This is a genomic window from Brachybacterium sp. SGAir0954 (assembly GCF_005490785.1).
GTDB classification, from domain to species: domain Bacteria; phylum Actinomycetota; class Actinomycetes; order Actinomycetales; family Dermabacteraceae; genus Brachybacterium; species Brachybacterium rhamnosum.
In genome coordinates, this window is record NZ_CP027295.1 from 1,610,507 (window position 1) to 1,624,737 (window position 14,231).

The window sequence follows — 14,231 nt, forward strand, 5'->3', positions numbered from 1 at the left end:
GGGCTGCGGCATGATCGCCCCATGGCCCATCCGCGGAAGGTCGAGGACGACGACCCCGTGCGCGGCGCCCGACCGGCTCGACTCAGCTCGACTCAGCTCTTCTGGAATGCCTCGAGCAGCGAGCCGATCCGCTCACCCATCTCGAGCTGGGTGAGCAGCAGGCCCACGGAGCCGTCGGGGTCCACGAAGACGTCCGTGCCGTAGCCGCCGGACCATCCCCAGCGGCCCCGGTGCGCACCGGCGGTCACCGTGCACACCCCCATGCCCCAGCCGGTCGTCTCCCAGAACCCGGGGAAGAAGCCGTCCGGGTCCTTCGCCGCGGCGGGTACCTGGTCGCTCGTCATGAGCGCGAGGTGCGCGGGCGTGAGCAGGGCACCGTCCCGGAGCGCGGTGAGGAAGCGCAGGTAGTCCGCCGCGGTCGAGACGAGCTCCTCGTGGCTCACGTCGTGCGGGGCGGGACCGGTGAGCGGGCCGCCCCCGGCCGGCTCGCGCTCCACGAGCGCGCTGTCCTCCTCACCGAGGGCGGGCGGCAGGCGGTGCTCCTGCCCGGCGGGGACGCGGTGCGCGGTGTCGACCATGCCGAGCGGGTCGAGCAGGTCCGTGCGCAGGTGCTCCCCGGTGCTCGTCCCGGTCACGCGGGAGATCAGCACCCCGAGCAGGGAGAAGGAGTGGTGGTAGCGCCAGCGCGCACCGGGCTGCCCGACGAGCGGCAGCGCGGCGAGGGCGCCGACGAAGACGTCCGCGTCCATCGGCCAGGGCAGCGCGCCCGCCTCGAGGCCCGCCTCCCGCATCGCGTCCTGCAGCGGGGACGGCGTGAGCGCCATGCCGTAGCCCGAGGTGCAGGTCAGCAGGTGGCGCAGGGTGAGCGGGGCGTCGGTCGCGACCGTGTCCGTCAGCGGGGCGTCGGGGCGGCGCAGCACCCGCGGCGCCGCGAGCTCCGGCATCCAGGGCGCGACCGGGGAGTCCAGCGCCAGCGCGCCGTGCTCCACGAGGCGCAGCGCGGCGACCGCGAGGATCGCCTTGGACATGGACTGGATGCGCACGATCTCGTCGCCGCGCCACGGGGTCCCGTCGGCCCCGCGTATCCCGTGGACGCCGACGGGCACCGGTCGCGGATCGCGGCCGCGGGCGACGATGCCACCCGGCACCACACCGCGCCGCACGGCGTCCTCGAGCACGGACTCGGCGGAGCGGGAGGAGCCGGGGGACGGGGCCGCGGGGGTCGGCATGCCGCCAGCCTACGCAGGCGCGCCCGTAGACTCGCGGGCATGAGCGCGTTCGAGGACTTCCTGCTGCTTGCGCCGCGCGAGGTCCCGCTGGGAGGCCCGCGAGCGATGACCGTGCACCGCACCCTCCCGGCCCGCGCCACCTCCCTCATCGGCGCCTGGTGCTTCGTGGACCACTTCGGCCCCGACGACGTCGAGGCCTCCGGCGGGATGCGCGTGCCCCGCCACCCGCACACCGGGCTCGCGACCGTCTCCTGGCTGTTCGACGGCGCGATCGTGCACCGCGACGCCCTCGGCAGCCACGCCCTCGTGCGCCCCGGCGACCTGGACCTCATGGTCGCGGGTGCCGGCATCACCCACTCGGAGTTCTCGAGCCCGGACACGACCGTGCTGCACGGCGTCCAGCTCTGGTACGCGCTGCCCGACGCCCGCCGCTTCCGCGAGCGCGAGTTCCTCGTCGCCACCCCCGCGGAGCAGGCGGGCGGCCCCGCCCGGATGCGGGTGGGCCTCGGCGCCCTCACCCTCCGCGCGGGCGGCGCCGTGCTCGCCGACGCGAGCCCCGTCACGACCGACACCGCCCTCCTCCTCGCCCAGATCGACCTCGCCGCCGGGACGAGCGCGAGCATGGACCTCGACCCGTCCCACGAGCACGGACTGCTCGTGGACCGCGGCACGGCCCGCCTCGAGGCGGGAGAGCGATCCACGACCGCGGCCCCGCGGGAGCTGAACGTCCTGCCCGACGGCGCCTCCTCCCTCACCCTCACCGCCACGGAGGGCGAGGACCTGCGGGTCCTGCTGCTCGGCGGGGAGCCGCTCGGCGAGGAGATCCTCATGTGGTGGAACTTCGTGGGCCGCACCCACGAGGAGATCGCCGCCTTCCGCGCCCGCTACCAGGTCGAGATCGGCGTCGAGGACGGACCCGACGGCACCGCCGTGGACCCGCTGACCCGCGAGCGCGCCGGCCTCGCCGCCGACGCCGAGCAGTTCGGCCCCTTCGCCCCGCACACCCCGGCGGCCCTGCCCGCCCCCGCCCTTCCCCACGGACGGCTGCGCACCCGCGGCCGCGTGGGCCACCCCGAGGAGCACCCCGCATGACCACCAGCACGCCGCACGACCCGGCGCCCGCCCCCGACCAGACGGACCGCGCGATCATCGCCGCCGCCGAGGAGGAGGGCATCGGCTGCCCCTGCGACGTCCTCGTCCTGGACGACGCGACCGGCGCGCTCACCGCCTTCGCCCTCACGACCATGGCCGAGCACGAGGACGGCCGCGTGATCACCCGCGCCTCCTCCCGCGCCCTCACCACGTCGCTCGCCGCACGCTTCGCCGATGCGCTCGCGAGCGGCCGCCTGGTCCTCGCCACGGCCGGCGAGGAGGGCGCCGAGCCCGCCCCGCTCGCCGAGGCCGCCGCCGCGGGGGAGGGATGCCTGACGGTGCTCGCGCGCCTGCCCAAGTCGCTCCGCGCCCTCGAGGACACCGCCCTCGCGCTCGCCGGCGCCCGCTCCGGGGACGGCGCGCGGGAGCACACGCTCGTCGCCGGCGGCCGCGTCAAGCACATGACCCGCAGCCAGAACGAGGTGCTCGCCCGTGCCTTCACCGAGGTGCGGGGCGGCCGCGGGGTCGGCAAGTCCCGCGCGCTGATCGCGAGCGGGGTCCGGGAGGACGCCCCGGCGCCGCGGGCCCAGGAGGGCGGCGCCGAGGTCGCCGTGCTCGGGGAGCGGCGCGCCCTCGCGCTGCGCGCGCACGGCGGGGTGTTCGGCGGCGCCGCGGCGGACGCCGGCAGCCTGCTCCTGCTGGGCGCCCTCGACGAGCACCTCCGCCGGGGCACGGAGGGGATCCGCTCCGCGATCGACCTCGGCAGCGGCAACGGGCTGCTCACCGCGTACCTCGCCGCGGCGCTGCCCGGGGCGCGGGTGCGCGGCAGCGACGACGACGCGGACGCCGTGCTCTCCACCCGCGCGACCCTCGCCGCGAACGGCCTGGACCGCGACGGGGTCGACGTCGTCTGGGAGGACGCCCTCGAGCGCACCCGCGAGGAGGCCGAGGCAGCGGCGGAGCTCGACGACCTCCTCGGGGACGAGGACGGGCCGGGCGCCGCCGCGCCGGGCGGCGTGGGCGGCGTGGATCTCGTGGTGCTGAACCCGCCCTTCCACGACGGCACCGCGGTCGACGCGACGCTCGTGCAGGACCTGCTCGACGCCGCCGCGAGGGTGCTGCGCCCCGGTGGGGAGCTGTGGCTCGTCCACAACTCCTCCCTGCGCTACCGCGCGGAGCTCGCGCGACGGATCGGCGCGGTGCGCGAGCGCGCCCGGGACCGTCGCTTCACGGTGCTGAGCGCCCGCCGCCGCTGAGCGGCCCGACGGGCCCCGGGTCGACCAGCCCGGGAACGCGAGAGGCGCGCCCCGACCCGGAGGTCGGAGCGCGCCTCTCGGCGGCAGGAGCCGTGCGGCCCGTCAGGCCACCAGGCTGCGCAGCACCGAGGTGAACAGGCCCAGCCCGTCGGTCCCGGTGCGGGTGCCCTCGCCCGGCTGGTCCGGGCCGAAGCCCGCCTCGACCGCGTGCTCGGGGTGCGGCATGAGCCCCACGACGTTGCCCGCCTCGTTGGTGATGCCGGCGATGTCGTGGCGCGAGCCGTTGGGGTTCGCCTCGAAGCCCGCCGGGCCGTGGGTCGCGCCCGCGACGTAGCGGAACACGACGCGGCCCTCGTCCTCGAGCTGCGCGAGGGTGCGGTCGTCGGCCACGTACTGGCCGTCCTGGTTCTTCAGCGGCACGCGGATGACCTGGCCCTCCGCGTACTCCGTGGTCCACGCGGTGCGGTTGTTCTCGATCCGCAGGGGCTGGTCGCGGCACAGGAACGAGCGGTGCGCGTTCTTGATCATCGCGCCGGGCAGCAGGTGGGTCTCGCAGAGGATCTGGAAGCCGTTGCAGATGCCGAGCACGGGCAGCCCGCCCTTCGCGGCGTCCACGAGCTTGCCCATCACCGGGGCGAAGCCGCTGATCGCGCCCGCGCGGAGGTAGTCGCCGTAGGAGAAGCCGCCCGGCAGCACGACCGCGTCGACGGCCTGGAGGTCGTCGTCGCCGTGCCACAGGGAGACGGGCTCGCCGCCCGCGAGGCGCACGGCCCGCAGGGCGTCCCGGTCGTCGAGGGTGCCCGGGAAGGTCACCACGCCGATGCGCATCAGGCGTCCTCGACCTCGAGGGCGACGACGTCCTCGATCACCGGGTTGGACAGCAGCGTCGAGGCGGCCTCGCGGAGGGTCGCGAGGACCTCCTCGGTCGCCTCGCCCTCCACCTCGAGCTCGAACCGCTTGCCCTGGCGCACGGAGGCGATCCCCTCGAAGCCGAGGCGGGGCAGGGCGGCGGCGACGGCCTTCCCCTGCGGGTCGAGGATCTCCGGCTTCGGCATGACGTGGACCACGACGCGTGGCATGGGCGTTCTCCTGGGGGACGGCGCTGGGTGGGCGAGGGCCCGGGGCGGCCCCGGAGGGAGCGGCCGCGAGCGTCTGCAGGGCCCATCGTATCGACTGCGGGGCCCGCGGTGCCCGGGCGCCCGCCGCCGGGCATCCGCCGCCCCGCCGCGGGTCCCGGGCGGGCGGCGTACCGTGCTGTGCGTCAGCGCCCGCCCCGCCAGGAGGTCCCGCCATGCGCATCCGCCATCTCGTCCACTCGTGCCTGCTCGTCGAGCTCGGGGGCCGCCGCGTCCTCGTGGACCCGGGCGCCTTCAGCGCCGAGGCCGTGCGCGCGCTCGGCCCCGAGGTCCTCTCCGCGATCGACGTCGTCGCGATCACCCACCAGCACACCGATCACGTCTCCCGCGCGCTGCTCGCCGAGGTGCTCGCCGCGAGCCCCGACGCCGTGGTCGTCGCGGAGCCGGAGACCGCGACGCTGCTCGAGCAGGCGGACGCGGGGCCGATGGGGGAGGGGCCCGCCGTGCCGCGGGGGCGCACCCTCTCGCTCGCCGCGGGGGCCGCGCACGTGTTCCCGGCCGCGGCCGGGGAGCCGAAGCTGCGGATCGAGGCGGTGGGCGGCCGGCACGCGATCATCCACCCGGACATCCCGCGCGTGGGCAACTGCGGCCTGGTGCTGCGTGCCGGTGAGGGGCCCCGCCTGGGGATCACGGGCGACTCCCTCGAACCGGTCCCCGAGTTCCACGGCATCGACGTGCTCGCCTTCGCCGTCGTCGCCCCCTGGTCGAAGATGAGCGAGACGATCGAGTTCCTCCGCGAGGTGCGTCCCGTGCTCGCCCTGCCCGTCCACGAGGCGGTCGCGAGCGAGCTGGGTCGCCCGATCTTCCTGCGGCAGTCCGCCGCCCTCGCCCCCGCCGGCACCGAGGTGCGCGACTGGGGCGTGGACGGCGAGGTCGAGCTCTGAGCGCAGCCCGGGGCGGGTCCCGCCCGGCTCAGAAGCTCGTGCCGGTGAGCCGCTCGTAGGCCTCGACGTAACGCGCGCGGGTCTGCTCGACGACCTCCGCCGGGAGCTCCGGCGGCGGCGTCGAGGAGCCCTTGTGCCAGCCGGAGGCGCGGGAGGTGAGCCAGTCGCGCACGTACTGCTTGTCCAGGCTCGGCTGCGCGGCGCCCTCGCGGTAGGACTCCGCGGACCAGAACCGCGAGGAGTCCGGGGTGAGCACCTCGTCGCCGAGGGTCAGGGCGCCGTCGGTGCGGGAGCGGCCGAACTCGAGCTTCGTGTCCGCGAGCAGGATGCCGCGCTCCGCGGCGAGCGAGCGGGCCCGCTCGTAGACCGCGAGGGTCAGGCTGCCGAGCTCCGCGACGAGCTCCTCGCCGAGGCGGTCGCCCGCCTCCGCGACGGTGATGTTCTCGTCGTGCTCGCCGGGGCCCGCCTTCGTGGACGGCGTGAAGATCGCCGGGTCCAGGCGGGAGGCCTCGCGCAGGCCCGCGGGCAGCACGTGCCCGCCCACGGAGCCGCCCGCGCGGTAGTCGGCGAGGCCGGAGCCCGTGAGATAGCCGCGGGCGATGCACTCCAGCGGCACCATGTCCAGGCCCCGGCAGCGCAGCGCGCGCCCGGCGACCTGCTCCGGGACGTCGGTCGCGGAGAGCACGTGGTGGGGGAGGAGATCGGCGAGCTGCTCGAACCAGAACAGGCTGATCCCGGTGAGCAGGCGGCCCTTGTCCGGGATCCCCGGCTGCAGGGAGTGGTCGTAGGCGCTGATCCGGTCCGTGGCGAGGACGAGCACCTCCTGGGCGGTGCTCACGTCCTCCCCGGCGGGCACGTACAGCTCGCGCACCTTGCCGGTGACGGCGTGGTCCCAGCCCTCGAGCTCGGGCGCCTCGATCAGCGCGGTGCTCATGCGCGGCCCCCGCTCCGGGACTCGGACCCGGCGGCCTCGGCGGCGATGTCGGTGCGGTGGTGGGAGCCCTCGAGGCCGATCGCGTCGACCCCGGCGAGGGCGGCGGCGCGGGCGGCCGAGAGGTTCCGGCCGCGGCCCACGACGCACAGCACCCGGCCGCCGGCGCTCACGAGGTCCCCGTCGGCGTCGAGGGCGGTCCCGGAGTGGATCACGTGGGCCCCGGTGGCCTCGGCCTGCTCGATCCCGGTGACCACGTCACCGGTGCGGTTCTTCCGCGGGTAGCCGGCGGAGGCGATCACCACGGTCACCGCGGCATCGTCGCTCCAGGTGAGCTCGCCGGCGGTGGTGAGGTCACCCCGGGCGGCGGCGAGCAGCAGCGGTCCGAGCGGCGAGGTGAGCCGCTCGAGGACCACCTGGGTCTCCGGGTCGCCGAAGCGGGCGTTGAACTCGACCACGCGCACGCCGCGGGCGGTGAGCGCGAGGCCGCAGTAGAGCACGCCCACGAAGGGGATGCCGCGTGCGGCGAGCTCGTCGATCGTGGGCTGGGCGACCTTCTCGACGATCTCCTCGACGAGACCGGCGGGGGCCCAGGGGAGCGGGGAGTAGGCGCCCATGCCGCCGGTGTTGGGGCCCTCGTCGCCGTCGAGCGCGCGCTTGAAGTCCTGGGCGGGGGCGAGCGGGACGACGCGGGTGCCGTCGCTCACGCAGAACAGGGAGACCTCGGGGCCGTCGAGGTACTCCTCGACGACGACGGAGCCGCCGGCGCCGATCACGGCGCGGCCGTGGGCGATCGCGTGCTCGATGTCCGGGGTGACGACGACGCCCTTGCCGGCGGCGAGGCCGTCGGCCTTCACGACGAAGGGCACGTCCCGCAGCGGGTTCACGCGGTCCAGCGCGGGGAGCACCTCGTCCCCCGTGGTCGCGGTGACCGCCATGGCCGTGGGGACGCGCGCGGCGTCCATGATCTCCTTCGCCCAGGTCTTGGAGCCCTCGAGCCGTGCGGCCTCCTGGGAGGGGCCGAAGACCGTCAGGCCCGCCGCGCGGAGCCTGTCGGCGGCGCCCGCGACGAGCGGGGCCTCGGGGCCGACGACGACGAGGTCGGGGGAGACTTCCTGCGCGAGCGCCACCTGGCCGTCGAGGTCGTCGACGGAGACGTCGTGGCAGGTCGCGAGCGCGGCGATCCCGGGATTGCCGGGGGCGGCGTGGAGCTCGGGGGCGGGGGAATCGGCGGCGAGGCGGCGCACGATCGCGTGCTCGCGACCACCGGAGCCGATGACGAGGATCTTCACGCGGGCCAGCGTACCGACGGCCGTCCACCTCCCGCGGAGGTGCCCGCACTGCGGAGGGCGCGGCCCGGGGCGGGCACGAGGAGGGGCGGACCGCTCGCCGCTACGATCGCCCGTATGCCGGAGCCCGACCCCACCCGCCGCCTGCGGCTCGACCTCTCCTACGACGGCAGCGACTTCCACGGCTGGGCCGTCCAGCCGGGCCTGCGCACCGTGCAGGGGGAGCTCGAGGCCGCGCTCGCCCAGGTGACGCGCACCCCGGTCGCCGTCACCGTCGCCGGTCGCACCGACACCGGCGTCCACGCCCGAGGGCAGGTGTGCCACCTCGACCTCGGTGAGCAGGTCCTCGCGGGGCTGCCGGGCCGCTCCGACCGGGACCCCGCCGCGGCCCTCGTGACCCGGCTCGCGGGCGTCCTGCCGGCGGACGTCGTCGTCCACACCGCACGGGTCGTCCCGGACGCGTTCGACGCCCGCTTCGGCGCGCTGCGCCGCACCTACCGCTACCGGATCTCCGACTCCCCGTCCGTGCACGACCCGCTGCGCCGGGACGTGCTGCGCCACCGTCGGCCCCTCGACGTGGAGGCCATGGACCGGGCGAGCGAGGTGCTGCTCGGCGAGCACGACTTCCTCTCCTTCTGCCGGCCCCGCGAGGGGGCGAGCACCACGCGCACCCTCGAGCTGCTGCGCTGGGAGCGCCCGGGCCCCGGCTTCGCCGATGCGGGGCTCGTCGTCGCGACCGTGCGGGCCGACGCCTTCTGCCACCACATGGTCCGCTCGCTCGTGGGGACACTGCTGCCCGTGGGGGAGGGCCGCCAGGGGGAGGGCTGGCCCGCGGCGGTGCTCGCCGCCCGCACCCGCGAGGCCGGCCGGCGCGGCGAGGCGGGCGCCGCGAGCCTGTGCCCGCCCCAGGGCCTCACCCTCGAGGACATCGAGTACCCGCCGGACGACGGCCTCGCCGAGCAGGCGCGACGGGCGCGGACCCTCCGGGGCTGAGCCCCGGGCGCGGCGGACGTGGGCGAAGCCACTCCCCGAGGGGCGCTCCCCGCGTTGACCCCCCTGCTCGCCCGCGACTATCCTGGGGCGTCGTCGTGCCTTGATGTGCGCTCTGCTCCGCTGCCGAAACCTGCTTTCCGGCGCGAGGAGGGGTCTCACCCGCATCCAGGACCGTCGCCGCATCGTGGGCGGAACGGGACGGGCTCGACGAGAAGGCCATGCTTTTTTCGAAGGAAGCGTGTCCACGGTCCATCGAAACGTGCCCCGCGAGCAACGAGCTCGACGGGCACTCCGACGAGAGAAGAAGGCACGAGTGCGTACGTTCACCCCGAAGCCCGACGATGTCGAGCGTTCCTGGTACGTCATCGACGCAACGGATGTCGTCCTCGGCCGGCTCGCTTCCCAGGCTGCTCAGCTGCTGCGGGGCAAGCACAAGCCGGTCTTCGCACCCCACGTGGATGCAGGCGACTTCGTGATCATCATCAACGCCGAGAAGGTCGCCCTGACCGGGAACAAGCGTGAGGCCAAGCTGGCCTACCGCCACTCCGGCTACCCGGGCGGCCTCCGGAGCACCCCCTACTCCGAGCTCCTCGAGACGCATCCGGAGCGCGCGGTGGAGAAGGCCATCAAGGGCATGCTCCCCAAGAACAAGCTGGCCGACCAGCAGCTCAAGAAGCTGAAGGTCTACGCGGGCGGCGAGCACCCGCACGCGGCCCAGCAGCCCGTCCCCTTCACCATCGACCAGGTGGCGCAGTAAGCGGCCCCCGCCGCTGCCGCTCACTGCACGGAAAACATCTAGGAGAACCGTGACCGAGACCACCCACGAGGACCTCGAGACCGTCACTGACGAGTCGGCTCCCTCGACCTTCACCACCGAGTCCACCGGCGAGGAGGCCGTCGGCTCCGGCCAGTCGGCCATCGCGCCCGGGTACGGCACCGGCCGCCGCAAGGAGGCCATCGCCCGCGTCCGTCTGATCCCCGGCTCCGGCCAGTGGACCGTCAACGGCCGCACGCTCGAGGACTACTTCCCGAACAAGGTGCACCAGCAGGAGGTCAACGACCCCTTCAAGGTGCTCGATCTGCAGGGCCGCTTCGACGTCGTCGCCCGCATCTCCGGCGGTGGCCCCTCGGGCCAGGCCGGTGCGCTGCGCCTCGGCGTCTCCCGCGCGCTCAACGAGATCGATCAGGACGCCAACCGCGCGACCCTGAAGAAGGCCGGCTTCCTGACGCGCGACGCGCGCGTCATCGAGCGCAAGAAGGCCGGCCTCAAGAAGGCCCGCAAGGCCTCGCAGTTCTCGAAGCGCTGATCCCCGGATCGCCGCCTCGAGCGCTCGAGCGCTCGGCTGCGAAGGGCCCCGCCACCTCCGGGTGGCGGGGCCCTTCCGCGTCCCCGGGGCCGCGCGGGGCGCCGTCGGCCCCGGGATGAGACCGGACCGAGACCTCCGTGCACGCAGGGCGGACCGCAGTCCCCGGCGCCGACGGCGGCGCGCATCCTGGCCGCTCGATCACTGTCGGAGACGAGAGGACCCACCGATGACCACCTCGGGGACGCCCAGCAACGCAGCACCGGAGCCCGTCGGCAAGAGCCGGGCGGGGGAGCTGATCGACGAGCGGCGCCGCGAACGCGGGATCACCTGGGCCGAGCTCGCCGAGCGCACGGGACGGCCGGCCGTCTGGCTCACCGCAGCCGTGCTCGGCGCGCACCCCGTGCCGTCGCAGGAGGCCGAGGTGCTGCGAGAGGCCCTGGGCCTGGAGCCGGCGCTCGTCGCCGCCCTGCGTCGCCAGCCCACCCGCATCGCCGATCACGCTGCGCTCAGCGACCCGACGATCTACCGGTTCCAGGAGCTGATCCAGGTGTACGGACCGGCCCTGAAGGCGCTGATCCACGAGGAGTTCGGCGACGGGATCATGAGCGCCATCAACTGCTCGATCGACCTGCGCCGGGGCGAGCACCCAGGTGGGGACCGCGTCGTGCTCACCATCGACGGGAAGTTCCTGTCCTACGACTGGGTCTCCTCGGAGGCCTGAGCGGGGCCGCCCCGGCTCAGGCGAGCAGCTCGCGGATGTCGTCCGCGCTGATGCCGCGGGCGAAGGCGCCGCCGCCCTCCGTGAGCGCCTCGAACAGCTCCGCCTTGCGCTGCTGCAGGGCGAGCACCTTCTCCTCGATCGTGTCCTCCGCGACCATGCGGTACACCATGACGGTGCGGTCCTGGCCGATGCGGTGGGCGCGGTCCACGGCCTGGTTCTCCGCGGCCGGGTTCCACCACGGGTCCAGCAGGAACACGTAGTCCGCCTCCGTGAGGGTCAGGCCGAAGCCGCCCGCCTTGAGGGAGATGAGGAAGACCGGCGCGTCCCCCTCGCGGAACGTGGTGACCACGGCGTCGCGGTCCTTCGTGGAGCCGTCGAGGTAGGCGTAGCGGATGCCGCGCATGTCCAGCTCGTCGGCCACGTGCCGCAGGTGCGAGGTGAACTGGCTGAACAGCAGCACCCGGTGCCCGTCGACCACCTCGTCGAGGCGGTCGAACAGCGCCTCGAGCTTCGAGCTGGCGACGTCGCCGTGCGCCTCCGCGTCGACGATCGACGGGTCCAGCGCCATCATCCGCAGCAGGGTGAGGGAGCGGAAGACGATGAAGCGGTTGCGGTCGAGGTCCTCCTCGATGAGCCCGAGGACCTTCTTGCGCTCCCGCTGCAGGATCGAGTCGTACAGGGCGCGGTGCTGCTCGGAGAGCGTCACCGTGAGCACCTGCTCGTGCTTGGGCGGGAGGTCCTTCGCGACGAGCTCCTTGGTGCGGCGCAGCAGGAAGGGCCGCACGCGGGAGCGCAGCTCCTCCATCCGCTCCGGGTGCTCCCCGGACTCGATCGGCGCGGTGTAGCGCTGGCGGAAGGCGATCGCGGAGGGGAACAGTCCCGGGGTGGCGAGCGCGAGGATCGACCAGAGGTCCTCGAGGGTGTTCTCCATCGGGGTGCCCGTGATCGCGAGCCGGAAGGAGGCGCGGATCTCCGCGGCGACCTGGTGGGAGCGGGAGCGGCGGTTCTTCACGAACTGCGCCTCGTCGAGCACGAGCGCCTGGAAGTCGAGCGCCGTGAACTCCTCGGCGTCGATCCGGAGCACCGTGTAGCTGGTGACGACGAGGTCCGCGCCGAGGATCTCACGGGAGACGTCGGTGCCGCGGGCGCGGGCCGTGCGGTCCACGACGACGACCTTGAGCGAGGGCGTGAAGCGCTCCGCCTCCGCGCGCCACACGCCGAGCACGGAGGACGGCGCGACGACGAGGAAGGGCGGGGCGGTCGGATCCTTCGCCCGGGCGTGGGCGAGCAGGGCGAGGGTCTGGACCGTCTTGCCGAGGCCCATGTCGTCCGCGAGCACGCCGCCCAGGCCGTGCTCGAGCAGGAAGGCGAGCCAGGCGAAGCCCTCCTCCTGGTAGGGGCGCAGGGTCGCCGTGAGGGCGGCGGGCAGCGGCGGGGCGGTGATCTCCGTGAGGCGCGCGAGGGCGCCCACGCTGCGCTCCCACTCGGCGCTCGCCCGGGCCTCCTCGGCGATCGCGGTGATGTCCTCCCACATGTCCACCTGGTAGCGGCTGATCTGCTGCTGGTGGGGGTTCCACTCGGCGAGCGCCTCGCCCTCGCCGATCAGCTCGCGGAGCCGGTCGAAGACGGGGTTGTCGAGGGAGAAGTAGGTGCGGTCCGGGAGCATGAGCCGGCCCTGGCCGGTCGCGAGGGCCGTGAACAGGGTGGGGAAGGGGATCGTGCGGCCGTCGACCGTGATCTCGAAGCCCAGGTCGAACCAGTCGTTCTTGCCGGGGGTGGGCCACTGGTTCACGCGCACCTGCGGGGAGCCGTCGAGCTCGCGGTAGGCGTGGCGGGTGCCGACGATCCGCGCCTCGACGTGGTCGAGGGCGCCGAGCGCGTCGAGGACGTGCTCGGTGAAGGCGGCCGTGTCCGGACCGGAGAGGTGCTCGGTCGCGTCGCGCCCGGCCTGCGCCCACAGGGAGCGGGCCGACTCGAGCACCGCGTCCTCGTGCTCCACGTCGCGGCGCACGCCCTGGCGGCGGTCGATGGGGAGGGTGCGCGAGGGGTCGTGGTACTGCCAGGACCAGCTGAGGTCCAGGCGGTCGCCCTCGGCGTAGGCGGCGGCGAGGCGCAGCGTCGCAGGGCGCACCGCGGGCATCTCGACGCTGCCGTCGGAGCTGGTCACGGCCGTCGTGGCGCGCAGGTGCGGGTAGGCGACCTCGAGGAACTCCTCGCGCTCGGCGGGTGGCACCTCGAGCGGAGAGGTGCGCTGGAAGAGGCGCTGCAGGGCGGTGGGGATCGGGCTGCCGGCGGGGGCGATCCGGGCCGGGAGGCGCACGCCGTCGCCCTTCGGCGCGGGCTCGGCGCGCTCGGGGTCCAGGTCGATGATGCCGGCGCTGCCGAGCGGGCGGGCGTGCGGGGCGGGCACGTCGTCGATCGTGACGAGCGGTTGGACGACGAGCGGTGCGTCCTCGCCGGTGCTGCGCAGGTCCACCGTGACCGCGGCGGAGCCGGCGAGCGAGAGGCCCGTGAGCGCGCTGCCGGGGAGGAAGGCGACGCCGACGTCGCGCGCGTGGGCGAGGGCCTGCCACAGCAGCGGCGAGCCGATCTGGTTGATCCACAGCTGCTCGATCGCGCCCACCGCGTAGGAGCGCTCGGCGGAGGCCGCCGCGAAGATCCGGGTGAGCGCCTCCGCATGGGCGGGGTCGTAGGCGGTCGAGTGCACGCGGTACTCGAAGGTGCGCCAGGAGATGCCGCCCTTGATCCAGCTGCCCTTCCGGCCCATGATCAGCGGGCGCATGCTGAGGGAGAGCGGCGAGCCGGACGCGAGGTGCTCCGCGGTGACGTCCTCCCGGCCGATCCGCGCGCCGCGGCCCTGCAGCGGCGCGGCCGCGAGGTCGAAGCGCAGGGCGAGCGGCTGCGGCGTCGTCTCCTCGGCGGCCTCCTCGCCGAGCAGGGGGCGCAGCACGGAGCGCCACTCCGACGGCGGGTGCTCGCGATCCTGCTCCTCGGCGCGCGCGTCGAGCGCGTACAGGGTCGCCGCGACGTGCTTGCAGCCGCGGGAGACGGGGCACGTGCAGCGGGAGCCGGTGGGCCGCCAGATGCCGCCCGCCGTGGGGCGCCAGAAGCGGCGGGAGACGGCGTCCTCCTCGTACTCGCGCAGCTCGACGACGACCCGGTAGCGGTCGCTCATCCCCTCGACCTCCGCCTCGGCGCGGCCCGCAGCGCGATCCCAGTCCAGGGAGATCACCCGCTTCTGTCGCGAGTACTCGAGGCCGCGGCCGGCGGCGGCGTCGCCCACCGCCTGGCTGATCGCGAGCGGCGGCACGTGCGGCAGCGGCGCGGCGGCGGAGGGCGGGGTGGAGGCGGAGGAGGCCGACGAAGGCATAGGGGACAGCGTATCGAGCGCGG

At 74.9% G+C, this 14,231-nt stretch carries 13 protein-coding genes; 7 read left to right on the plus strand and 6 right to left on the minus strand.

Going from position 1 to position 14,231, the window contains the following annotated elements; translation table 11 throughout:
* Positions 1–92: 92 nt before the first annotated feature.
* Complete coding sequence (locus tag C1N80_RS07245) at positions 93–1,229, minus strand: serine hydrolase (RefSeq protein ID WP_137770153.1); 1,137 nt, start codon at positions 1,227–1,229, stop codon at positions 93–95.
* Between the two features lie 39 nt (positions 1,230–1,268).
* Between C1N80_RS07245 and C1N80_RS07250 the strand changes: the two genes are divergently transcribed.
* Together C1N80_RS07250 and C1N80_RS07255 are read left to right on the plus strand one after the other, a co-directional pair.
* A complete protein-coding gene (locus tag C1N80_RS07250; RefSeq protein WP_137770154.1) occupies positions 1,269–2,321 on the plus strand; it encodes a pirin family protein in 1,053 nt (350 codons plus the stop codon).
* On the plus strand, positions 2,318–3,577 hold the full coding sequence (locus C1N80_RS07255; protein ID WP_137770155.1) for a class I SAM-dependent methyltransferase: 1,260 nt from the start codon (positions 2,318–2,320) through the stop codon (positions 3,575–3,577). The genes C1N80_RS07250 and C1N80_RS07255 overlap by 4 nt, the downstream gene beginning before the upstream one ends.
* Positions 3,578–3,679: 102 nt before the next feature.
* Here C1N80_RS07255 and purQ read toward each other — a convergent pair whose 3' ends face one another.
* Positions 3,680–4,405: a phosphoribosylformylglycinamidine synthase subunit PurQ gene (gene purQ, locus C1N80_RS07260; RefSeq protein ID WP_137770156.1), complete on the minus strand. Its 726-nt coding sequence runs from the start codon at positions 4,403–4,405 to the stop codon at positions 3,680–3,682.
* Entirely contained in the window at positions 4,405–4,656 is a 252-nt protein-coding gene (purS, locus tag C1N80_RS07265) for a phosphoribosylformylglycinamidine synthase subunit PurS (RefSeq protein ID WP_137770157.1), read from the minus strand. Before purS ends, purQ begins: the two co-directional genes overlap by 1 nt.
* Before the next feature lie 212 nt (positions 4,657–4,868).
* Here purS and C1N80_RS07270 point away from each other — a divergent pair, with 212 nt between their 5' ends.
* Positions 4,869–5,597: an MBL fold metallo-hydrolase gene (locus C1N80_RS07270; RefSeq protein WP_137770158.1), complete on the plus strand. Its 729-nt coding sequence runs from the start codon at positions 4,869–4,871 to the stop codon at positions 5,595–5,597.
* Positions 5,598–5,625: 28 nt separating this feature from the next.
* On the opposite strand, the gene C1N80_RS07275 is transcribed toward C1N80_RS07270, so the two are convergent.
* Both C1N80_RS07275 and purD read right to left on the minus strand, forming a co-directional pair.
* The gene (locus C1N80_RS07275) at positions 5,626–6,531 is read right to left on the minus strand and encodes a phosphoribosylaminoimidazolesuccinocarboxamide synthase (RefSeq protein ID WP_137770159.1); all 906 of its coding nucleotides are present in this window, start codon (positions 6,529–6,531) and stop codon (positions 5,626–5,628) included.
* On the minus strand, positions 6,528–7,820 hold the full coding sequence (gene purD / locus C1N80_RS07280) for a phosphoribosylamine--glycine ligase (RefSeq protein ID WP_137770160.1): 1,293 nt from the start codon (positions 7,818–7,820) through the stop codon (positions 6,528–6,530). The genes C1N80_RS07275 and purD overlap by 4 nt, the downstream gene beginning before the upstream one ends.
* 114 nt (positions 7,821–7,934) lie before the next feature.
* Between purD and truA the strand changes: the two genes are divergently transcribed.
* The 4 genes from truA to cynS all read left to right on the plus strand — a co-directional run bounded on the left by truA (position 7,935) and on the right by cynS (position 10,838).
* Positions 7,935–8,810, plus strand: a complete 876-nt coding sequence (truA, locus tag C1N80_RS07285; RefSeq protein WP_137770161.1) for a tRNA pseudouridine(38-40) synthase TruA — start codon at positions 7,935–7,937, stop codon at positions 8,808–8,810.
* A gap of 313 nt (positions 8,811–9,123) precedes the next feature.
* The gene (rplM, locus tag C1N80_RS07290) at positions 9,124–9,567 is read left to right on the plus strand and encodes a 50S ribosomal protein L13 (protein WP_137770162.1); all 444 of its coding nucleotides are present in this window, start codon (positions 9,124–9,126) and stop codon (positions 9,565–9,567) included.
* A 49-nt stretch (positions 9,568–9,616) separates the two neighbouring features.
* Complete coding sequence (rpsI, locus tag C1N80_RS07295; protein WP_137770163.1) at positions 9,617–10,117, plus strand: 30S ribosomal protein S9; 501 nt, start codon at positions 9,617–9,619, stop codon at positions 10,115–10,117.
* A gap of 226 nt (positions 10,118–10,343) precedes the next feature.
* Complete coding sequence (cynS, locus tag C1N80_RS07300) at positions 10,344–10,838, plus strand: cyanase (RefSeq protein ID WP_137770164.1); 495 nt, start codon at positions 10,344–10,346, stop codon at positions 10,836–10,838.
* Positions 10,839–10,854: 16 nt separating this feature from the next.
* Here the strand turns inward: cynS and C1N80_RS07305 are convergent, their stop codons facing one another.
* Positions 10,855–14,208: a DEAD/DEAH box helicase gene (locus C1N80_RS07305; protein WP_137770165.1), complete on the minus strand. Its 3,354-nt coding sequence runs from the start codon at positions 14,206–14,208 to the stop codon at positions 10,855–10,857.
* Positions 14,209–14,231: the final 23 nt, after the last annotated feature.